The 21584-nt window shown below is 62.0% G+C and carries 20 protein-coding genes; 7 read left to right on the forward strand and 13 right to left on the reverse strand.

Features of this window, described 5'->3' with window-relative positions; all coding sequences use genetic code 11:
* Positions 1–94: 94 nt before the first annotated feature.
* Both DOM58_RS01430 and DOM58_RS01435 read right to left on the reverse strand, forming a co-directional pair.
* Positions 95–697: a peroxiredoxin gene (locus DOM58_RS01430; RefSeq protein ID WP_110691475.1), complete on the reverse strand. Its 603-nt coding sequence runs from the start codon at positions 695–697 to the stop codon at positions 95–97.
* 146 nt (positions 698–843) lie between these two features.
* On the reverse strand, positions 844–1050 hold the full coding sequence (locus DOM58_RS01435; protein ID WP_075560762.1) for a zinc ribbon domain-containing protein: 207 nt from the start codon (positions 1048–1050) through the stop codon (positions 844–846).
* 549 nt (positions 1051–1599) lie between these two features.
* Here DOM58_RS01435 and acnA point away from each other — a divergent pair.
* Positions 1600–4362, forward strand: coding sequence for an aconitate hydratase AcnA (gene acnA, locus DOM58_RS01440; protein ID WP_110691476.1), 2763 nt, complete (start codon positions 1600–1602; stop codon positions 4360–4362).
* Positions 4363–4825: 463 nt separating this feature from the next.
* On the opposite strand, the gene DOM58_RS01445 is transcribed toward acnA, so the two are convergent.
* The 11 genes from DOM58_RS01445 to radC all read right to left on the reverse strand — a co-directional run bounded on the left by DOM58_RS01445 (position 4826) and on the right by radC (position 15302).
* A complete protein-coding gene (locus DOM58_RS01445) occupies positions 4826–6508 on the reverse strand; it encodes an NAD-dependent malic enzyme (RefSeq protein ID WP_110691477.1) in 1683 nt (560 codons plus the stop codon).
* Between the two features lie 278 nt (positions 6509–6786).
* Positions 6787–8001, reverse strand: coding sequence for a YeeE/YedE family protein (locus DOM58_RS01450; protein WP_110691478.1), 1215 nt, complete (start codon positions 7999–8001; stop codon positions 6787–6789).
* A gap of 163 nt (positions 8002–8164) precedes the next feature.
* Entirely contained in the window at positions 8165–9178 is a 1014-nt protein-coding gene (locus DOM58_RS01455; RefSeq protein ID WP_110691479.1) for a tryptophan--tRNA ligase, read from the reverse strand.
* A gap of 109 nt (positions 9179–9287) precedes the next feature.
* Positions 9288–10406, reverse strand: coding sequence for an alanine dehydrogenase (gene ald / locus DOM58_RS01460; protein ID WP_110691480.1), 1119 nt, complete (start codon positions 10404–10406; stop codon positions 9288–9290).
* Positions 10407–10566: 160 nt separating this feature from the next.
* Positions 10567–11001, reverse strand: a complete 435-nt coding sequence (locus DOM58_RS01465) for an acyl-CoA thioesterase (protein WP_110691481.1) — start codon at positions 10999–11001, stop codon at positions 10567–10569.
* A gap of 58 nt (positions 11002–11059) precedes the next feature.
* A complete protein-coding gene (locus DOM58_RS01470) occupies positions 11060–11395 on the reverse strand; it encodes a putative signal transducing protein (RefSeq protein ID WP_110691482.1) in 336 nt (111 codons plus the stop codon).
* A gap of 27 nt (positions 11396–11422) precedes the next feature.
* The gene (locus DOM58_RS01475; RefSeq protein ID WP_075563229.1) at positions 11423–12613 is read right to left on the reverse strand and encodes a class I SAM-dependent rRNA methyltransferase; all 1191 of its coding nucleotides are present in this window, start codon (positions 12611–12613) and stop codon (positions 11423–11425) included.
* A 225-nt stretch (positions 12614–12838) separates the two neighbouring features.
* Complete coding sequence (gene mutM, locus DOM58_RS01480; RefSeq protein ID WP_110691484.1) at positions 12839–13654, reverse strand: bifunctional DNA-formamidopyrimidine glycosylase/DNA-(apurinic or apyrimidinic site) lyase; 816 nt, start codon at positions 13652–13654, stop codon at positions 12839–12841.
* Positions 13655–13759: 105 nt separating this feature from the next.
* The gene (rpmG, locus tag DOM58_RS01485) at positions 13760–13915 is read right to left on the reverse strand and encodes a 50S ribosomal protein L33 (protein ID WP_031384643.1); all 156 of its coding nucleotides are present in this window, start codon (positions 13913–13915) and stop codon (positions 13760–13762) included.
* 11 nt (positions 13916–13926) lie between these two features.
* On the reverse strand, positions 13927–14163 hold the full coding sequence (gene rpmB, locus DOM58_RS01490) for a 50S ribosomal protein L28 (protein WP_075563219.1): 237 nt from the start codon (positions 14161–14163) through the stop codon (positions 13927–13929).
* Between the two features lie 464 nt (positions 14164–14627).
* Positions 14628–15302: a RadC family protein gene (gene radC / locus DOM58_RS01495; RefSeq protein ID WP_075563218.1), complete on the reverse strand. Its 675-nt coding sequence runs from the start codon at positions 15300–15302 to the stop codon at positions 14628–14630.
* 194 nt (positions 15303–15496) lie between these two features.
* Between radC and DOM58_RS01500 the strand changes: the two genes are divergently transcribed.
* The 6 genes from DOM58_RS01500 (at position 15497) to DOM58_RS01525 (ending at position 21581) form a co-directional block, all read left to right on the forward strand.
* On the forward strand, positions 15497–16201 hold the full coding sequence (locus DOM58_RS01500) for a GntR family transcriptional regulator (protein ID WP_110691485.1): 705 nt from the start codon (positions 15497–15499) through the stop codon (positions 16199–16201).
* 29 nt (positions 16202–16230) lie between these two features.
* The gene (gene manD, locus DOM58_RS01505; RefSeq protein ID WP_110691486.1) at positions 16231–17442 is read left to right on the forward strand and encodes a D-mannonate dehydratase ManD; all 1212 of its coding nucleotides are present in this window, start codon (positions 16231–16233) and stop codon (positions 17440–17442) included.
* 102 nt (positions 17443–17544) lie between these two features.
* A complete protein-coding gene (locus DOM58_RS01510) occupies positions 17545–18567 on the forward strand; it encodes a Zn-dependent oxidoreductase (protein ID WP_110691487.1) in 1023 nt (340 codons plus the stop codon).
* Between the two features lie 99 nt (positions 18568–18666).
* Entirely contained in the window at positions 18667–19650 is a 984-nt protein-coding gene (locus tag DOM58_RS01515; RefSeq protein ID WP_075563214.1) for a TRAP transporter substrate-binding protein, read from the forward strand.
* Between the two features lie 57 nt (positions 19651–19707).
* Positions 19708–20301: a TRAP transporter small permease gene (locus DOM58_RS01520; protein WP_110691488.1), complete on the forward strand. Its 594-nt coding sequence runs from the start codon at positions 19708–19710 to the stop codon at positions 20299–20301.
* Positions 20301–21581: a TRAP transporter large permease gene (locus DOM58_RS01525; protein ID WP_075563212.1), complete on the forward strand. Its 1281-nt coding sequence runs from the start codon at positions 20301–20303 to the stop codon at positions 21579–21581. Before DOM58_RS01520 ends, DOM58_RS01525 begins: the two co-directional genes overlap by 1 nt.
* Positions 21582–21584: the final 3 nt, after the last annotated feature.

Here is a 21584-nt window from a genome sequence, read left to right on the forward strand (position 1 = left end):
ACTTATCACATGGCCCAGGATGTCAAAATGACCCGGGATGATACCAGAAATGAATGGGGCGACCGTATCGGTCGCCCCAGGAACTCAGCGCGGCTTAGAGATTGCCGGCATGAGTGCCGAGGTACTTGGCCACGCCTTCAGCGGTGTCCTTCATACCTTCCTGGCCTTCTTCCCAGCCAGCCGGGCAGACTTCGCCGTGCGTCTGGTGGTACTTGAGCGCCTTGACCATACGCAGCATCTCGTCGACGTTACGACCCAGCGGCAGGTTGTTGACGGTCTGGTGCTGAACGACACCGTCTTCGTCGATCAGGAAGGAGGCGCGCAGCGCGACACCGGCTTCCGGATGCTCGATCCCGTAGGCCTGACAGATATCGTGCTTGACGTCGGCCACGATCGGGAAACCGACTTCACCGATGCCACCGGCGTCCGGCGAGGTCTTGCGCCAGGCGTGGTGGGTGTACTGGGAATCGATGGAGGCACCGATCACTTCGACGCCAAGTTCCTTGAACTGCGCCAGACGATTGTCGTGGGCGATGATCTCGGACGGGCAGACGAAGGTGAAATCCAACGGCCAGAAGAACAGCACGCGCATCTTGCCGTTACTGTCGGACAGACGATAGTCGTCCTTGATGGAGCCATCAGGCATGACGGCTGCCGTTTCGAAATCCGGGGCCTGGCGACCTACGAGTACGCTCATGAGCATCTCCTATAGTGGGTTATCGAGGGGTTAGAATCTTGAGCGGTTAGACTAACGGCTAACCTCTCATGCTCCAATTTAATTGCCGCAATAGATCGTATAGCGCTTCACTATTGAGACAGTGCGATGTTCCTATCAATGCCTATTCATACCACGTCGTCGTCATCCGCCAGCGTGACGCTCTCCAGCTCGCCGGAAAGCGTCGTTCTCACGCCCACGTGAATCGGCTGACAACAGACCACGCAATCTTCCCAGGTGTCGTAACCGCCGGCGCTGAGGTCCAGCAGCAGTGAAAACGGCGCGTCGCAATACGGACAATTGACCGGCCATTCGATGATCGATTCATGCGACATGGGTCACCTCCCGCGATGCGGATCGTTTACGTGGCCAGGCTGCTGCAGAGCCAACGTCATGGCGCTCCTGGCGAGGCTATTCATCAAAGTCGCTCAGCCAGAGCACTGAACCAAAGTCCTAAGCCAGCGCCCGCCCTGAGCCAAAGTCCTTTCGGCAGAGTCTATGACCACGAACTACGCTGAAACTGGTGGCGGTGGGATACGCTTTCAAGGCCGCACCGGACGATAGTCGCGGAGCATCCGATTGAAAATCCATGTTATTGTACCCATGACTATTGTCGACAACCTGTTTCGTCCGGCCGCCGTGCTCGATGTTATTTGCCGGACCGCTGGAGAATCTCGAGCGATTTCATCCGACAGGGCAAAGCGGATCAGCCGAAACCAGACCCGAAACTAGACCCGAAACTAGACATTAAGAGCGGTGCAAAGACACCCCTTCGACAGACGATCGGCAGTGGCTGAATACTGGCGAATCGTAGTTCAGGAACCGGACAGGCGAGTTGGCACCGCATTTCGATGCCAGGCGCCGCCATGAGGAGGATCACTGAGATGGCTACAGCCCCAAGTCATACGCTAGCGACGCTCGACGTCAAAGGTAAGACCTTTCACTTTTACAGCCTGCCCAAGGCGGCCGAGACCCTCGGCAACATCGACAAGTTGCCGATGACGCTCAAGGTGCTGCTGGAAAACCAGCTGCGCTACGCCGACGACCCTACCGTGTCGGAAGACGATATCCAGGCGCTGGCCGACTGGCTCAAGGAAGGCAAGTCGACTCGCGAGATCGGCTATCGCCCGGCACGCGTATTGATGCAGGACTTCACCGGCGTTCCCGGCGTCGTCGATCTGGCTGCCATGCGGGATGCGGTCAAGAAGCTGGGCGCCAAGGCCGAGCGCATCAATCCTCTGTCCCCGGTGGATCTGGTCATCGACCACTCGGTGATGGTCGACCATTTCGGCGACGCGTCCGCGTTCAAGGACAACGTCGCGATGGAGATGGAACGTAACCTCGAGCGCTACGAATTTCTGCGCTGGGGCCAGGACGCCTTCGACAACTTCCGCGTCGTTCCGCCGGGCACCGGCATCTGCCACCAGGTCAACCTCGAGTATCTCGGCAAGACGGTGTGGACCAAGGAAGTCGACGGCAAGACCTACGCGTTCCCGGACACTCTGGTCGGTACCGATTCCCACACCACCATGATCAACGGCCTGGGCGTTCTCGGCTGGGGCGTGGGCGGTATCGAAGCCGAAGCGGCGATGCTGGGTCAGCCGGTGTCGATGCTGATTCCGGAAGTGGTCGGCTTCAAGCTGACCGGCAAGCTCAACGAGGGCATCACCGCCACCGACCTGGTGCTGACCGTCACCCAGATGCTGCGCAAGAAAGGCGTCGTGGGCAAGTTCGTCGAATTCTATGGCGACGGCCTCGACGATCTGCCGCTGGCCGACCGTGCCACCATCGCCAACATGGCACCGGAATACGGCGCCACCTGCGGTTTCTTCCCGGTCGACGAGGAGACGCTCAACTATCTGCGCCTGACCGGTCGCGAAGAAGAGCAGATCGAACTGGTCAAGGCCTATACCCAGGCCCAGGGCCTGTGGCGTCAGCCGGGAGCCGAGCCGACCTTCACCGATGCCCTCGAACTCGATATGGGCAAGGTGGAAGCGTCTCTGGCCGGCCCCAAGCGTCCGCAGGACCGCGTCGCCCTGACCGACCTGAAGTCCACTTTCGAAGGGCTGATGAACGGCGATAAGCCGGACGCCTCGAAGGAAGAGCAAGGCAAGTGGATGTCCGAAGGCGGCGATACCGCGGTCGGCGCCCCGCCTGCCGACGGCGAAAGCTATCGGACCGGCAGCGATTACCGCACCGGCGACAGTCAGCAAGTCGAGTACGAGGGCGAATCGTTCTCCCTCAACCACGGCGCCGTGGTGATCGCCGCCATCACCTCCTGCACCAACACGTCCAACCCCAGCGTGATGATGGCTGCCGGCCTGCTGGCGCGGAAGGCGCACGAGAAAGGGCTGACCACCAAGCCTTGGGTCAAAACCTCGCTGGCACCTGGTTCCAAGGTCGTCACCGACTATCTGGCCGCCGGCGGTGTGCAGGACGATCTCAACGCGCTGGGTTTCAATCTGGTCGGTTACGGTTGCACAACCTGCATCGGCAACTCCGGCCCGCTGCCCGAACCGATCGAGAAAGCCGTCAACAACGGCGATCTGACCGTTGCCTCGGTGCTTTCCGGTAACCGCAACTTCGAAGGCCGCGTGCATCCGCTGGTCAAGACCAACTGGCTGGCGTCGCCGCCCCTGGTCGTCGCCTATGCCCTGGCCGGCAACGTGCGCAAGGATTTGACCAAGGAGCCGCTGGGCAAGGATCAACAGGGTAACGACGTTTACCTGAAGGATATCTGGCCGTCCCAGGCCGAGATCGCCGAGGCGGTCGAGAAGGTCAAGACCGAGATGTATCGCAAGGAGTACGCCGAAGTCTTCGACGGCGACGAGATCTGGCAGTCGATCGAGTTTCCGGAAAGCGAGGTCTACGCCTGGTCCAAGGATTCGACCTATATCCAGCATCCGCCGTTCTTTGAGGGCATGGAAAAAGAGCCGAAACCGGTCGAGGACGTCAAGAATGCCCGCGTGCTGGCCAAGCTCGGCGACTCCGTCACCACTGACCACATCTCCCCGGCGGGATCGATCAAGCCGGACAGCCCTGCAGGCAAATATCTGCAGGAGCACGGCGTGGCGGTGAAGGATTTCAACTCCTACGGCTCGCGTCGCGGCAACCACGAAGTGATGATGCGCGGCACCTTCGCCAACGTGCGTATCCGCAACGAGATGCTGGAAAACGTCGAAGGCGGTTATACGCGCCACGTGCCCAGCGGCGAGCAGATGTCGATCTACGACGCGGCGATGAAGTACGCCGAAGACGATACGCCGTTGGTGGTCATCGCCGGCAAGGAGTACGGCACCGGCTCTTCGCGTGACTGGGCAGCCAAGGGTACGCGTCTGCTTGGCGTGCGCGCCGTCATCACCGAGTCCTACGAGCGTATCCACCGCTCCAACCTGATAGGCATGGGCGTGCTGCCGCTGCAGTTCCCTGAAGGCGAGAGCCGCGAGACGCTGGGTCTGACCGGCGACGAAACCGTCTCCATCGAGGGCCTGACGGATCTCGCGCCGGGCAGCACGGTCAAGGTGACCATTGCGTCCGACAAGGGCGAGAAGAAGATCGACGCCCTGTGCCGCATCGATACCGCCAACGAGCTGGAGTACTACCGTCACGGCGGTATTCTCCACTACGTACTGCGCAGCATGCTGTAAACGCATATCGCGTCGTTTGAATGGCGTTGCACGGCAGTCAGCGAAGCCCCACCGATTGGTGGGGCTTTTTTGTGGATCCTGCGCCAACCGGACGAGGAGACTCATTTCATGTCCTCGTGGTTATCACTGATCCGGCATCAACCTACCTTCCGCTCATGGTCGTGAGGGGCAAGCCCCTCACACTCACCTTTTTGACGCCGCACAATAGCGAAACCCTGAACGCTGTCACGCCGAATTCGGGTCGGCGCAAAAGGGCATCCTGCCCAACGCGCCTTTTGCGACATCCATGTCGCAAAACCCGATTCGTCGTTCCTGCGTTCAGCGCTATTGCGGAGGCGTCGAAGGGTGGCAATTTTCGAGCGTGGAGAGAAACACCCATTAACGAACAAGCCCCGCTCTCGGGCGGGGCTTGTTCGTAGCTCGTAGCTCATAGCTCATAGCTCGTGGCTCGTGGCTCACGACATCAGATCGAACGCCGACGATACTGCCGATAGCGCGGATACCAGAAGTGACCGTGGATCGCATCCCACAACACTTCGTCGCTGGACGAAAGCGCGACACCGTCGGTCTGGGCCTGCTTGCCGACAGCGAAGGCGATCAACTGACTGATTTCGCGGATGTCGCCCAGCGCAGGCAGCAGCGCGCCTTCACCGGTCTTGACGATCGGGGCGCTGTCGGCGAGCGCGTTGGACGCCGCCATCAGCATGTTGTCGGTGACACGCGTCGCGTTGGCGGCGATCACGCCCAGCCCGATGCCCGGGAAGATATAGGAGTTGTTGCACTGCGCGATGGGAATCTCGCGACCGTTGATCTCCACCGGCGGAAACGGGCTCCCCGTGGCGACCATCGCCTGACCGTTGGTCCATTCCAGCACGTCCTGCGGCACCGCCTCGACCTTGGAAGTCGGGTTGGAGAGCGGCATGACCAGCGGGTTCTCGCAGTTGGCGTTGAGCGTCTTGATCACCTCTTCGGTGAACAGGCCGCGTTGACCGGAAACACCGATCAGAATCGTCGGTTTGGCATTGCGAATCACGTCGATCAGCAGACGGACGTCGCTGTCGAAACCCAGCTTCGCCGGATCATGGGCGAGGCGCTGCTGGAAACTGTGCAGCCCTTCCATGTCGGTGGTTAGCAGGCCGTCCTTGTCGACCATGAAGACCCGCTGGCGCGCTTCGTCTTCCGACAGCCCCTCGCGGGTCATCGCGATCACGATCTGCTCGGCGATACCGCAACCGGCGGAACCGGCCCCCGCGAAAGTGATCGTCTGCTCGCTGAGCTTGACGTTCTTGGCCTTGCACGAGGCTAGCAGCGTGGCGACTACCACCGAGGCCGTGCCCTGGATATCGTCGTTGAAGCAGCACAGCTCATCGCGATAGCGCTCCAGCAGCGGCATAGCGTTGGTCAGCGCGAAGTCCTCGAACTGCAACAGCACATTCGGCCAGCGAGCCTTCAGCGCTTCCATGAACAGGGTGATGAACTCGGCGTACTCGTCCGGCGAGACGCGCTTGTGCCGCCAGCCCATGTACATCGGATCATCGAGCAGCTTCTGGTTGTTGGTACCCACGTCCAGCGTGATCGGCAGTGTGTACGCCGGGCTGATACCGCCGCAGGCGGTGTAGAGCGAAAGCTTGCCGATCGGAATCCCCATGCCACCGATGCCCTGATCGCCCAGGCCGAGGATACGTTCACCGTCGGTCACCACGATCACCCGGACCTTGTCCTTGGTGGCACTACGCAGGATGTCGTCCATGCGGTGACGATCGGGATACGAAATGAACAGCCCGCGGTGATTGCGATAGATATTGGAGAACTCTTCGCACGCCTCACCCACCGTGGGGGTATAGATGATCGGCAGCATCTCTTCGAGATGCTCTTCCAGCAGACGGAAGAACAGCGTCTCGTTGTCGTCCTGAATCGCACGCAGATAGATGTGCTTGTCGAGATTGTTCTGACACAGCGTGTACTGGTGATAGGCGCGTTCGAGCTGCTCTTCGATGCTCTCGACGTTCTGCGGCAGCAGGCCCACCAGATTGAACTCGACCCGTTCTTCGCTGGTGAAGGCACTGCCCTTGTTGAGCAGCGGCGTCTCCAGCAGCGACGGTCCAGCGTAAGGAATATAAAGCGGGCGCTTGGCGTGATCGGACATGAATCGACTCTCGCGGTAACCAACGAATGAAACGCGCCTGTCGGCCGGGCGAGCTCACCGGTCGCTGGTGCAGGCCCGATGGCGCATTGTCGTTATCGTCCCGACGATTGCCTGACAACCGCAGGGACGCCTGGCCAGCCCATGGCTGGCAGAGGGCCGACCAGTATGCCATCTGCCGCGGTCAATGGCATGTCTGCGAGGGAAACCCTTGCCAAAAGACTAACCCGGCACCAGAAAGCCCCACCGAAGCGGGGCTTTCATCGCGTATCAGTCGGCTCTCAGCAGCTCGCCGCGACCGGCTTCGCGGGCCCAGGGAAGAACAGCGGCCGCAGCTTGACGCCGAACATGTTGCCGGCGAACGCCGCCATCAGCCACAGCCAGCCGTGCAGACTGCCGGAGGCGATACCGCTGAAATAGGCCCCAATGTTGCAGCCGAATGCCAGACGAGCGCCGTAGCCCAGAAACAGACCGCCGATCACCGCTGCCGCGACAGAACGCAGCGGAATGCGGAAATTGGGCGCGAATCGCCCTGCCAGGGATGCCGCCAGCCCGGCGCCGAGAATGATCCCGACGTTCATCACCGTGGTGACATCACTGAAGATACTGCTGTCGAGAGACGCCGCGCGTCCCGGATTTTGCCAGTAGCCCCAGCCAGTCACATCGCCACCGACGGCCTGAAATGCCTGGGCGCCCCACAGCGCAAACGCCGAGGTAATTCCCCACGGGCGGCCGGCCAGCGCCAGTGTCAGGAAGTTGAGCAGCGCCAGGCCAACCGCACCGGCGAGAATCGGCCAGGGGCCCGTCAGCCAGCGACCCGGGCCGGGCGAGACCGAGGAAGTCTGCTCCAGCTGGCCGTGACGACGTTTTTCCATGGCGATGGTCAATGCGGCGATCGCCGCGAACAGCACCAGGCTGGCAACGATGCCACCACCGGTGCCGAAGAGATCGATCATCGAGGTCGGTTGGAAGGCCGGCAGGCTCTGCCACCAGGCAAAATGCGCCGTGCCGATCACCGAACCGACGATGAAGAACAGTAGCGTGATCAGCATGCGGGCGTTCCCGCCACCCACGGTGAACAGCGTTCCCGAAGCGCAACCGCCGCCCAGCTGCATACCCATACCAAATAGAAAAGCGCCCACGATCACCGACACACCGATCGGCGACACGAAACCCTGCACCGGGTGACCAAACAACGTCCCCGCTCCGAGCGCCGGAAAGAACAGCACCACGGCGAGTGCCAGCATCACCATTTGCGCGCGCAGGCCACGACCACGGCGCTCGGTGATGAACACGCGCCAGGCGGAAGTGAACCCGAACGAGGCGTGATAGAGCACAATACCCAACGCCCCGCCGACCAGCATCAGCCAGCCCTGATTGCCACCAAAAGCCAGGCCAACGGCCAGCGAACCCAGTACCAGCAGGACTGCCGCGATCCAGGCCTTCGGCGAAAGCCGTCCGATCCCCGGCGGCGACGTGCGTGTCAGAGTCGTCATAAGCGGAACTTCCTTTAGACTAAAATCGAATGGCAATACTTTAGTCTTTTGGTCGGGAATACGAAAACGACGAAAATGACTTTGATTAGCTGATTTAGTTATATATCTGAATCATTCGCAAAAAAGCCGGCGCATTGGCCGGCTTTGCTACTTGAGCAAACGCTTACTGGAAGCGGCCCAACCCGACCGCGATACGCAACCTCTCCATCAGCGTATTGGCCTCGGCGCGCGCACGCTCGGCGCCCTTCGCCAGCACCTGCTCGATATGGCCAGGATCATTCATCAACGCCTCATAGCGCTCGCGCGGCTCGCGCAGATGAGCGTTGAGATACTCGAACACCTCGTTCTTGGCGTCGCCCCAACCGATCCCTTGCTGATAGCGCTGGCGCATGTCCGCGCTCTCCTCCACCGTCGCGAAGGCGGAATATATCTGGAACAGCGTGCAGGTATCCGGATCCTTGGGCTCGCCCGGTTCCAACGAGTTGGTCTTGATCTTGCGCACCAGCTTGAGCAGCTTCTTCTCGCTGACGAACAGCGGAATGGTGTTGTCGTAGCTCTTCGACATCTTGCGGCCATCCAGGCCCCGCAACACCTCGACCTTCTCGTCGACGATCGCCTCGGGCAGGGTGAAATAATCGCCCTTGTAGATATGATTGAAGCGCCCCGCCATATCGCGCGCCATCTCGATATGCTGAATCTGATCCCGGCCCACCGGCACCTTGTGCGCGTTGAACATCAGGATGTCTGCCGCCATCAGCACGGGATAGCCGAACAGACCCATGGTAATGCCGCGATCGGCGTCGCTCTGGCCCACGGCCTCGTTGTCTGCCACCGCCGCCTTGTAGGCATGGGCCCGATTCATCAAGCCCTTGGCGCAGACGCAGGAAAGCAGCCAGGTCAGCTCGGGAATCTCGTGAATATCGGACTGGCGATAGAAGATGGCGTTGTCGGTATCCAGCCCCAGCGCAAGCCAGGTGGCAGCGATCTCGAGACGCGACTGCTGAATGCGCTGCGGATCCTGCGACTTGATCAGCGCGTGCAGGTCGGCGAGAAAGTAGTAGGACTGGACGTCGGGATTCTGGCTCTCGGCGATGGCCGGCTTGATCGCGCCGACATAGTTGCCCAGATGCGGCGTACCCGTGGTGGTGATGCCGGTAAGAACGCGTCGCTTGCTCATGGAGTCTTCGAATCTGTCCGGGAAATGGCATAGAGGAAAGTGGCAGTGCGGGCAGTTTACCGTGCCACCTTCCCTATAGCGAACACCCCGCTTGGGTAGAACGCTGGTCTCAACCCTTCAGAATCTGCTCGGTCGAAACCACTTCCATCCCGAACGCTTGGCCGACGGCGGCGTAGGTCACCTGGCCGGCGTGGACGTTGAGGCCGCCGCGGAAATGAACATCGTCGGCCAGCGCCTGCTTCCAGCCCTTGTCGGCCAGCGCGATCACGAAGGGTAGCGTCGCATTGGTCAGCGCCTGGGTCGAGGTGCGAGCTACCGCGCCCGGCATGTTGGCAACGCAGTAATGAACGATGCCGTCGACGACGTAGCTGGGATCGGCATGGGTCGTCGGCTTGCTGGTCTCGAAGCAGCCTCCCTGGTCGATCGCCACGTCCACCAGCACGCTGCCCGGCTTCATGTCGGCGAGCATCGCGCGGCTGATCAGCTTGGGCGCGGCGGCGCCGGGCACCAGTACCGCGCCGATGATCATGTCCGACTCGCGCACGGCGACTTCCAGCGTCTCGGTGGTCGAATAGACCGTGCGGATCTGGCCCTGATAACGATGATCGAGCACTTCCAATCGCGGCAGGGACTTGTCGAGGATCGTCACTTCGGCACCCAGGCCCAACGCCATGCGCGCAGCGTTTTCGCCGACCACGCCGCCGCCGATCACCGTCACCTTGGCTGGCGCCACGCCGGGCACGCCAGGCAGCAGAATACCGGCACCGCCCTGCGCCTTCTCCAGACTGTGGGCGCCGGCCTGAACGGCCATGCGCCCGGCGACGCGGCTCATCGGCGCCAGCAGCGGCAGACCGCCTAGCGCATCGGTAATGGTTTCGTAGGCGATGCAGGTCGCGCCGCTATCGATCAGCCCTCGCGTCAGCGGCTCTTCGGCGGCCAGATGGAGATAGGTGAACAGCGTCTGCTGCGGGCGCAGCCGTGCGACTTCCTCCGCCTGCGGCTCCTTGACCTTGAGGATCAGGTCGGCGGCTGCCCAGAGCGCGTCGACGTCGCTCATCATCTCGGCGCCCGCTTCCCGATAGGCATCGTCCGCATAGCCGGATCCGGTACCCGCTTCCGCCTGCACCGACACCCGGTGACCCCGAGCGATCAGCTCACGCACGCCGCCCGGCGTCAAAGCGACGCGGTATTCATGATTCTTGATTTCCTTGGGCACGCCGATATGCATGATGATTTCCTCGATCGCTGGTTATCATTAAAGGATCGAGCGAATTACAGCACAGCAGCAATAAAGACGGGATAGCCGCGGATAAAAGACGAACAAGACCCGAATAACGCCCGCTCTTCGAACGAATATCCGGATTTAAAGGCAAAGACAGGAATATTTGCTAACCAGCGCTTACCGCATCACCGTATACCTCGACGAATCGAGGCGGCATTCGCTTGGGCCGACCACTGGAAAGTTCGATGCAGGCGAAACGCGTGTGCGCACGAAGCAGCGTACGAGAGCTTGCGACATTGCAGAGCTGGAAACGGCGCTCCAGCGTCAGACGACCGTCGCAGGCAATGATCCACGTGGCGAGCTGGAGGCGATCATCTTCGAAGGCGGGCGCCAGATAATCCAGCTCGTGGCGATGGACGACCATGCCGCGATCGAGCGCGCGGTAGTCCTCCAGACTCAAACCGAGATGCCGGGAGTGCGCCCAGCTGGCGCGCTCGACCCAGCGCAGATACTCGGCATTGTTGACGTGCCCGTAGTGATCGATGCTCGACGCCTCGACCTGGATGTCGATCACGAACGGTGTGGGTAGATCCCAGTCCATGACAGTCTCCTGAGGTGGATGGGGCTGGATCGCGACCGTCTGGCCTCGATTCACGAGGCTAGCCAGGCATGTCGCGCGGACGAGCCTGTCCGCACTGCCAGCAGCGATCGAACACGCCGTCCAGCCGTTCGCCGCAGCCAGCGCAGCGCCATGCCGGCGCGCTCACGGCGGGACCGTCGAGCGCCTCCCGGACCAGCTGGCCCGCCTGCCATTCGGCCTCGATCGCCACCCAGACTTCCGCTTCGCACTGATCGGGAGGCAGCTCTCCTGCCCCGCCGGCCAGCGTCATGTTGCGCAACGCGGCGGAGAGACCCGCACTCTCGATCACGTTACGAACATGACTGACCAACAAGACATTGGAGTGACGAAACACGCAAACCTGGCCGGCAGACATGTCAGCGATCCCCGTCAGTGGCGTCGATCAATTGTGGAAGACCCGCACGCCGAGCGCTTTCAGATAGGCCGTTTCCGGAATGGCCGGATGAATCGGGTGATCGCCGGACTGGCCGCCACGATAGAGAATCTGGCCGTGGCGGTCCTGATGACGAACCGCCCCCCGTACGCACTCGACCAGCCGCTCTTCATAGAGATGCATGGAGCAGGAGGCCGACATCAGCAGGCCATCGCGGCTCAACAGGCGCATCGCCTCGCGATTGAGTCGGGCGTAGGCGCGTTCGCCATTGGTAAGATCCTTGCGCTTCTTGATGAACGCCGGCGGATCGAGCACCACCACATCGAAACGCTCACCCTCGGCACGCAGCGCGGTCATGGCTTCGAAGACATCGCCATGACCGACGGCGACCTGCTCGTGGACACCGTTGAGCGCGGCGTTCTCGGCGACGCGATCCAGCGCTTTCTCCGACGCGTCGACACACAGCACTTCGCTGGCACCGTGAGCCGCAGCCTGAACACCCCAACCGCCCACGTAGCTGAACAGATCCAGCACGCGCTTGCCGGCGACCAGGCCATTGAGCCAGGCGCGGTTGGCGCGGTGGTCGTAGAACCAGCCGGTCTTCTGACCGTCCAGCACCGGGGCCACGAAACGCACCCCGTTCTCTTCCAGCAGCACCTCGTCCGGCAGCTCGCCATGGACCACCGCCACCTCGGAATCGAGCTTTTCCAGACGACGCCCGCTGGAATCGTTCTTGAACACGATGGCGCGAGGCGACAGCACCTTGTCCAACGCCGAGATCACCTCGTCGCGAACCATTTCCATGCCGAGCGTGTTGAGCTGAACCACGAACACGTCGTCGAATCGATCAATGATCAACCCCGGCAATAGATCGCCTTCGCCATGGATCAGCCGATAGAACGGCTTGGCGAACAGGCGATCACGCAGCGCCAGCGCCTGGTTGAAACGATGCACCAGTAGCGAACGGTCGAGTCGGACATTGGCATCCCGGGAGACCACTCGCGCGCAGATCAGCGAGTTCGGATTGACGTAGGCGACGCCCATCGCCTTGCCGTTGGCGGCTTCGATGATCACCTGCGCGCCCGGCTCGAGATCCTTGAGCGGCGTCGCCTGGATATCGATCTCGTTGGAGTAGAGCCACAGATGGCCCGCCTTCAGACGTCGATCGGCGTTCTTCTTGAGACGCAGGGTCTGGGTCACGGTTGACTCCATGTGCAGGGCTCCATCAGCAAGGACATCGGGAAAAGAAGTTGAAAAAAACGTTTCGAACGGGCGTCGAGAAACAGAAATCCTGGCGCATTCTAACCCGCATGCGTCCGACACCAACCCGCAGAGGCAAAATCGAATGGATTTAGAACCGATCTCGACTCGACGGCCGAGCTTTGGGCCGGAAGGTCAGGCCTGACGCGACCAGCAAACTGCCGCTCAGGTCTGACAGATGGCGCAGTAAACCGTGGCGCGCTGACCCAGCACGATATGGCGCAGCTCCAGCCCGCAGTGACGGCACGGCTCGCCGGCACGGCCGTAGACGTTGAGCCGCTGGGCAAAGTATCCCGGCTCGCCGGTGCCGCTGACGAAATCCCGCAGCGTGGTTCCGCCCTGAGTAATCGCCGCCGCCAGCACGGTCTTGATCGCCTCGGCAAGGCGCGCGAAGCGCTCGAGCGAGACGCGCCCCGCTGCCCGGCGCGGATCGATGCCTGCCATGAACAGCGCTTCGGTAGCATAGATATTGCCCACACCCACCACCACGATGTTGTCCATGATAAAGGTCTTTACCGAGGCGCGGCGGCCCCGGGAGAGCCGATAGAGCCGCTGACCATCGAAGTCGGACGACAGCGGTTCCGGACCCAGCCGCGATAGCCGGGTATCCAGGTCGACGCTCCCCCGCAGCCAATCGACGAAGCCGAAACGCCGCGGATCGTGGTAGCGCAGGATGGCCCCGCCCTCGAACACGACATCGACATGATCGTGCTTCTTGGGTGGATCGCCGACGCGAGCGATACGCAGGCTGCCGGACATGCCCAGGTGCCACAGCAGGGTCCGATCCGCCAGCGGCAGCAGCAGGTACTTGGCGCGGCGGGCAAGCTCGCCGAACTGCCCGCCGATCAGCGCCGATTCCAGGTCGCTCGGCACCGGTACGCGCAAGCTGCGATGGCGCACGATGACCTCGACGATCTCCCGACCCTCCACGTAGGGCGCGATACCGCGGCGTGTCGTTTCGACTTCGGGAAGCTCGGGCATGCTCGGATTCTCGCGTTTCAGCCATCACAAACGAGAAAACCCGGTCGAGGACCGGGTTTTCCGTACTGTCATCCAGCGCCTATTCAGCGCTGTCGGTAAGCTAGATCACTTGATCTTGGCTTCCTTGTACATGACGTGCTTGCGAACAACCGGATCGTACTTCTTGAATTCAAGCTTGTCCGGAGTGTTACGCTTGTTCTTTGCCGTGGTGTAGAAGTGGCCGGTACCGGCACTGGACACCAACTTGATCTTGTCACGCATGTCTCGACTCCTTAAAGGCTAGCGGCACGCTTGCGAATATCGACGAGCACCGCTTCGATGCCCTTCTTGTCAATGATGCGCATGCCTTTGGAAGACAGGCGCAGCTTGACGAATCGCTTCTCGGATTCGACCCAGAAACGATGCGTGTGCAGGTTCGGGACGAAACGACGACGTGTCTTGCGCTGTGAGTGCGAGACGTTATTACCAGTCACCGGACGCTTACCGGTAACCTGACAAACTTGGGACATGGAAGCCTCCGACCACTGGCGGGTTGGGTTGTTCGGTTTATCTCGGGCATCTGTTTCGGAATACCCCTTTCGGGACTACCCCAGCCACCTCGGAAGACGCACGAAATGACGAGCTCTCGCCGTATGCCCTGATTCAAAGGGCGTACTTTATACCAGAGCGCCCTGATTTTCGCAACAAGTCGAGCCACAAGGCACTGAAGCAATCATCCGTGCCGTGCGAGCGAGACCTGGGCAATCGTTATCGCGCGGGGCAATCGTTACCGACAGCCCCCTCGAGAAACCACCCGAGAACATGGCGCGGTATGTTACCCGAAACCGACACGCGTTCCCATCCCCATCTCAAAATGGTTCTCCTGCCTCTCTATATGATGCAGCTAACGCCCTGTCACCACTCTGTACAGCCAACGTTCGAGAACCGCTCTACAAGACCAGCGCTATACGACTGACGCTCTACAACCACCGCTCTACAACCACCCGCGTTCGGCAAAAGAGATCACTTCGCCGTCACCGATCACGAAATGATCCAGCACGCGGATGTCGAACAGGGCCAGCGCCTCGCGCAGACGTTCGGTGATTCGGCGGTCGGCATCGCTCGGCTCGGCGACGCCGGAGGGGTGATTGTGCGCGAAGATGACGGCGCCGGCATTGCGCGCCAATGCTCTCCGAGCGACCTCGCGCGGGTAGACGGAAGCGCTGTCCAGCGTGCCTTCGGACAGGATCTCGAATCGGATCACGCGATGCTGGGTGTCCAGAAACAGCGCCGCGAACGCTTCGTGATCAAGATGGCGCAGCTGTGCGCTCAGGAACTGGCGCACCAGCGCAGGCGACGTCAGCGCCGCGTCGCGTTCGAGCAGGCTGCCCAGATGGCGGCGCGATAGCTCAAGCGTCGCCTGCAGCTGAACGTAGGTCGCCTCCCCCAGTCCGTGCTCGGCGCAGAATCGTCGCCGATCCGCCTCCAGCAGCGGGCGCAGTCCGCCGAAGGCGCTGAGCAGATCCCGCGCCAGATCCACCGCCGAACGCCCCTTGACGCCGACGCGCAGGAAGATGGCCAGCAGCTCGGCATCCGACAGCGCCGAAGACCCTAGCGTCATCAGCTTTTCCCGCGGCCGTTCTCCCTCCGGCCAGTCGCGTATTCCCATGCCCCTCCCGTTCACCCGTCGTGTCTGAGCCCTGACTCAGGACATCGGCCGCGTCTCCCGAAACCTGTGAGCGGTTACCGGAAAAGGCGTACTTCTAGTCCCAAAGTTGAATCGCCAATTTCTGACAATCCACTACCATACTAGTCAGACAAGCCCCTGAAACATGCCCATCAGACATCGACATCGGAGCCTCCTTGACCCCCACGACCTTACAGAGCCTCTGGAACAGCTCGGATGCAGGCCATGTTCGTCAGCGCCTCTACGACGTGCTGCGCCACGCCATCATTCGGCTGGTGCTGGCACCGGGGCAGGCGCTATCGGAGAAAGAGATTGCCGACACCTTCGAAGTCAGCCGTCAGCCGGTCCGCGAGGCCTTCATCCGCCTTTCTGAAGCAGGGCTGGTCGAAGTCCGCCCGCAACGCGGCACTTTCGTGGTCAAGATCTCGCCTCAGGCGGTCTACAGCGCGCGCTTCGTGCGCGAGGCGATCGAGGTGGCGGTAGCCAAGTCCGCAGCGGAAGAAGGCTTGTCGACACGCGGGCTCGACGATCTCTTCGAGCTGGTCGAGCGCCAGCGCAGGACGATCGGTGGCGGGGATTACGACCGCTTCTATGTGCTCGACGAGGAGTTCCACCAGACGCTGTCGCGAGAAGCCGGCCATGAATCGGCCTGGCGATTCACCGAAGAGGTCAAGGCGCACTTCGACCGCGTGCGCTACATCAGCGTACCCGACGGGACGCCGCTGGAAACCCTGGTCGAGCAGCACGCCCGCATTGTCGAGGCGATCGAGAATCGCGACCCGGGCGCTGCCGAACACGCCGTGCAGACGCATCTGCGCGAGCTGCTCATTTCACTGCCGCGGCTGATCGAACGCTTTCCCGATCTGTTCGACAACCACTGAAACCGCCGTTTTCCCTAGCCGGAGAGTCCATGAAAATCATCGACGCCCGCGTCATCGTCACCAGTCCGGGACGCAACTTCGTCACCCTCAAACTGATCACCGAATCCGGCACCTACGGCATCGGCGACGCCACGCTCAACGGCCGCGAAATGGCCGTCGCCGCCTATCTCGAAGAGCATGTCGTGCCGGCGTTGATCGGTCGCGATGCCAGCCGTATCGAGGACACCTGGCAGTATCTCTATCGTGGCGCCTACTGGCGTCGCGGTCCGGTCACCATGAGCGCGATCGGCGCGGTCGACATGGCGCTTTGGGACATCAAGGCCAAGGCCGCCAACATGCCGCTCTATCAGCTCCTGGGCGGCAAGAGCCGGGAGCGGGTGATGACCTACGCCCACTGCACCGGCAAGGATATCGACAGCTGTCTGGAAGAGGTCGCTCGTCACGTCGAGCTCGGCTACAAGGCGGTGCGGGTGCAGGCCGGCGTGCCGGGCATCAAGACCATCTACGGCGTCGCCAAGCGTGAGGGCGAGCGCTACGAGCCGGCCGATGCCGAACTTCCCGCCGAACACGTCTGGAGTACCGAGAAGTATCTCAACCACGTGCCCCAGCTGTTCGCCGCCGTGCGCGAGCGTTTCGGCCATGACCTGCACCTGCTGCATGACGTCCATCACCGGCTGACACCGATCGAGGCGGCACGTCTCGGCAAGGCGGTCGAGCCTTACCACCTGTTCTGGCTCGAGGACTGCGTGCCGGCCGAGAATCAGGAGAGCCTGCGCCTGATCCGCGAACACACCACCACGCCGCTGGCGATCGGCGAGGTGTTCAACTCGATCCACGACTGTCGAGAGATGATCCAGAACCAGTGGATCGACTACATCCGCACCCCGCTGACCCACGGCGGCGGTATCACGCATCTGCGCCGGATCGCCGACCTCGCCTCGCTCTACCACGTGCGCACCGGCTTCCATGGGCCGACGGATCTGTCCCCGGTCTGTCTCGGTGCCGCGGTCCATTTCGATACCTGGGTGCCCAACTTCGGCATACAGGAACATATGCCCCACGACGCGCTGACCGACTCGGTCTTTCCTCACGATTATCGATTCGAGAATGGCCATTTCCTGGTCGGCGAATCGCCGGGGCACGGCGTCGACATCGACGAGGAAGCCGCCGCCCGCTACCCGTTCAAGCGCGCCAGCCTGCCGGTCAACCGGCTCGAGGACGGCACGCTGTGGCACTGGTGAAGGTGGCACGGGCAAATGTGGGGCCGGCGCATGTAGCGCTGGCGAATGCGGGGCCGGTCAGCCACCGATACGGCGATTGCGACACAGTCAGGAGAGTCATCGATGCAAGCCTTTGAAGTCAGCGCCCCTCATGCGTTCGCCGTCGGCGAGAAGCCTGTGCCGGCCCCAGCACCGGGTGAAGTCGTCGTCGACGTCGCGTTCGCCGGCATCTGCGGCTCGGACATGCATATCATCCACGGCGACAACGCCTTCGTGCAGTTTCCCCGCATCACAGGGCACGAGTTCGCCGGCGTGATCAACGCCGTCGGTGAAGGCGTCGACGCGACCCGCGTCGGCGAGCGCGTCTGTATCGATCCGGTCGTCAGCTGCGGCCGGTGCTATCCCTGCCGCATCGGCCGGCCCAACGTCTGCAGCGCGATGCAGGTGATCGGCGTGCACAGAAATGGCGGCTTCGCCGAGCAGGTCAACGTGCCGGCGGCCAACGCCCATCGACTGCCCGACGGTCTCGACCTCGATGCCGCCGCGCTGGTCGAGCCCTATTCGATCGCCGCCAACGTCTTGTCGAGGATGGAGCCGCATCCGGGCGATCGCCTGCTGGTGATCGGTGCCGGCGTGATCGGCCTCACCCTGCTGCAGATGGCACGCGCCATCGGTCTCGAAGGGATCATCGTCACCGATATTCTCGATGAACGACTGGCCGCGGCTCGCGAACTGGGCGCCGCCCACACCATCAATGGTCGCACGGACGATCTCGAGCAAGCCGTGCTAAAGGCGACCGATGGCGAAGGCATCCCGCTGATCGCCGATGCCGCCTGCATACCGGCGATGCTGCCGGCCATGCTGCGGATGGCCTGTCCCGCCGGGCGCATCGGCCTGCTCGGTTTCAGCCCCACGCCCAGCGATCTGATTCAGCTGGAAGTGATCAAGAAGGAGCTAACGCTGGTCGGCTCGCGTCTGAACAACCGCAAATTCCCGGAGGTGATCGAACATATCGCCGCCGGTCGTCTCGATCCCAAGGCGCTGATCAGCCATCGCATCGCCCTGGCCGAAATGCCCGGCGCCATCGATCTGCTCGAGAACCACCCGGAACAGGCGCGCAAGGTGCTGGTGAAAATCTCGCCTTGAACGTCCTATCGAACCCGCTCTGATGCCGGAAAAAGATCCGGAGGTGCGAGTTCGGACAACAAAACCGACGCGTATCCCACGCGACAGGAGACTCACGCCATGTTGACGACCACCACACTCAAACACCTGCTGGCCGGCGCCGCCCTCGGTGCCACGCTTCTGGGCAGTCAGGCAGTAATGGCTGCGGACTACACGCTGAAATTCGGCCATCTGGCCAATGAACAGAACATCTGGAACAAGGCTGCGCTGAAGTTCAAGGAGTTGGTGGAAGCCAACTCCGACGGCCGCATCGAGGTTCAGGTGTTTCCCAACGAGCAGCTCGGCAGCGAGATGGATGTGATCAACAGCATCCAGCTGGGCACCGCCGACATGACCATCACCGGCGAGAGCCTGCAGAACTGGGCGCCCGCCGCCGCGATGATGGCCGTGCCCTATCTGTTCCGTGATGCGGACCACATGCGCAAGGCCGTGGAAGGCGACGTCGGCAAGCAGATCGAAAAGCAGATCACCGAGCGCACGGGCCTGGTGCCGATCGCCTGGTTCGAGCGCGGCCCGCGTGAGCTGACCTCCAATCGCCCGATCAAGACCCCCGATGATCTCGACGGCCTGCGCATCCGCGTGCCCAACGTGCCGCTGTTCGTCGATACCTGGGAAGCGCTGGGCGCCCGCCCGACCCCGATGGCCTTCAGCGAAGTCTTCACCTCGCTGCAGCAGAACACCATCGAAGCGCAGGAAAACCCGCTCAGCCTGATTGAGAGCGCCAGCTTCAACGAAGTCCAGCAGTATGTGGACATGACCGATCACGTCCGCAGCTGGATCTACGTGGTGATCGGCAAGCAGAAGCTCGAATCGATGCCGGACGATCTGCAGAGCGTGGTGCGCGACGCGGCCAGCGAGATGCAGTCCTACGAGGAAGGGCTGTTCGTCGATGACCAGAAACGTCTCGAGCAGGCGCTCAAGGACAAGGGCATGAAGTTCGTTGACGTCGATCAGGAAGCGTTCGCCAAGAAAGCGCGTCCGGCGGTGCTCGACTCGCTCGACGAAGATCAGCGCAAGCTCTACGACGAAATTCAGGGTCTCTGATAACCGTACGCCGGGGGCACGACGCTCCCGGCCCCATTCCCCTGTTCGGAGAGCGCCATGTCGGAACGACAAACGGACACTCAGCCGCAGGATATTCAGGAGAGCCTGGAGATCCTGAATCGTGTTCCGCGCCTGGGCGGCCCCATCGGCCGCCTGGCTGACGGGCTGGATCGCCTTATGCTGTGGCTGGCCGTGATCGCCCTGGTGGGGCTGTCACTGACCGTGCTGCTGCAGGTCGCCTCGCGACTGTTTCTGCCCATCACGCTATCGTGGACCGAAGAGCTCACCCGCTATCTCTTCATCTACATGGTAGCGCTGGGCGCCGGCGTGGTGCAGCACCGTAACCGCCACGTCAACGTCGAACTGTTTCATGGCTGGCTTGGCTTTCGTGGCCGTGCTGCCTATCTCGTATTGATCTCGGCCATCACCTTCATCTTCACCATTCTGGTGCTGCCTAATGCCTGGCAATTCGCCCAGATCGGCGCGTTCCAGACATCGCCGACGCTGCGCATTCCCATGCTCTACATCTTCTTCTCCTCGGTGGTGCTGTTCGGGTCGCTGTTGCTGTACAGCCTGATCGGCCTGACCGAGGGGGTCATCGCCATGATTCGTGGCGAGCGCTCCGACACCACTCGCCAGGAGGCGCTCTGATGGAAATCGCCGTTCTCTTCGTCACCTTTCTGGTACTGCTGTTGATCGGCCTGCCGATTGCCTTCTGTCTCGGCGTATCGTCACTGGCCTACCTGATGCTCGGTGGGATCTCGTTGACCATCGTGCCGCAGCGGATGTTCTCCGGCATCGACTCCTTCGTGTTGCTGTGTATTCCCGGCTTCGTGATGGCCGGCAATCTGATGAACGTGGGCAACATCACCCAGCACATCGTGCGCTTCTCCAATGCGCTGGTCGGGCACATCCGCGGCGGCCTGGGCCTGGCCAACGTCGGCGGCTCGATGATCTTCAGCGGCATCTCCGGTACCGCCGTGGCGGACGCCGCCAGCATCGGCTCGGTAATGATCCCGGGGATGTCGAAAGCCGGCTACGACAAGCCGTTCGCCGCCGCCGTGACTGCCGCCTCCTCCACCATCGGCCCGATCATCCCGCCCAGCGTGCCGATGATCATCGTGGGTTCGCTCTCCGGCATCTCCGTCGGCCGCATGTTCCTGGCCGGCGCCGTCCCCGGTCTGCTGCTGGGCGTGGCGATGATGATCACCGCCTACTGGCTGGCCGTGCGGCGCGGCTATCCCAAGGAGAAGCGCGCCACCTTCAAGGAGCTGATCAAGGAGGGCCGCAGCGCGTTCTGGGCGCTGATGATGACCTTCATCATTCTCTACGGCATCATCGGCGGGCTGTTCACGCCGACCGAGGCTTCGATCGTCGCCAGCCTCTACGCACTGCTGGTGGGCACTTTCGTCTACAAGGGGATCAACTGGCGCAATCTGGGAGGCATTCTGTCGGACACCGTGATCACCTCCGCCTCGCTGATGCTGCTGGTCGGGCTGGCCAATCTGTTCGGCTGGATCCTGACCAGCCAGCAGATCCCACAGATGCTCGCCGATGCGATTCTCGGCATCAGCACCAATCCGATCGTGGTCATTCTGATCCTCAATCTGATTCTGCTGTTCGTCGGCGCCTTCATGGAGACAATCGCCGCACTGATCATCCTGTTCCCGGCGCTGCTGGGCGTGGCCACCGGCGTCGGCATGGATCCGATCCACTTCGGCGTGATGGCGGTACTCAACCTGATGATCGGCCTGACCACGCCGCCGGTGGGCGTCTGCCTGTTCGTGGTCTCGAGCATCGGCAAGCTACCCATGCTGCATGTTGCCAAAGCCATCATCCCGTTTCTGATCTGCAACCTGATTGTGCTGATGCTGGTGTCCTTCGTTCCTGCCATCTCGCTGTGGCTGCCCAACCTGTTGATGGGGAAATAACGC

Source organism: Salinicola halophyticus, assembly GCF_003206695.1.
Taxonomy (GTDB): Bacteria; Pseudomonadota; Gammaproteobacteria; order Pseudomonadales; family Halomonadaceae; genus Salinicola; species Salinicola halophyticus.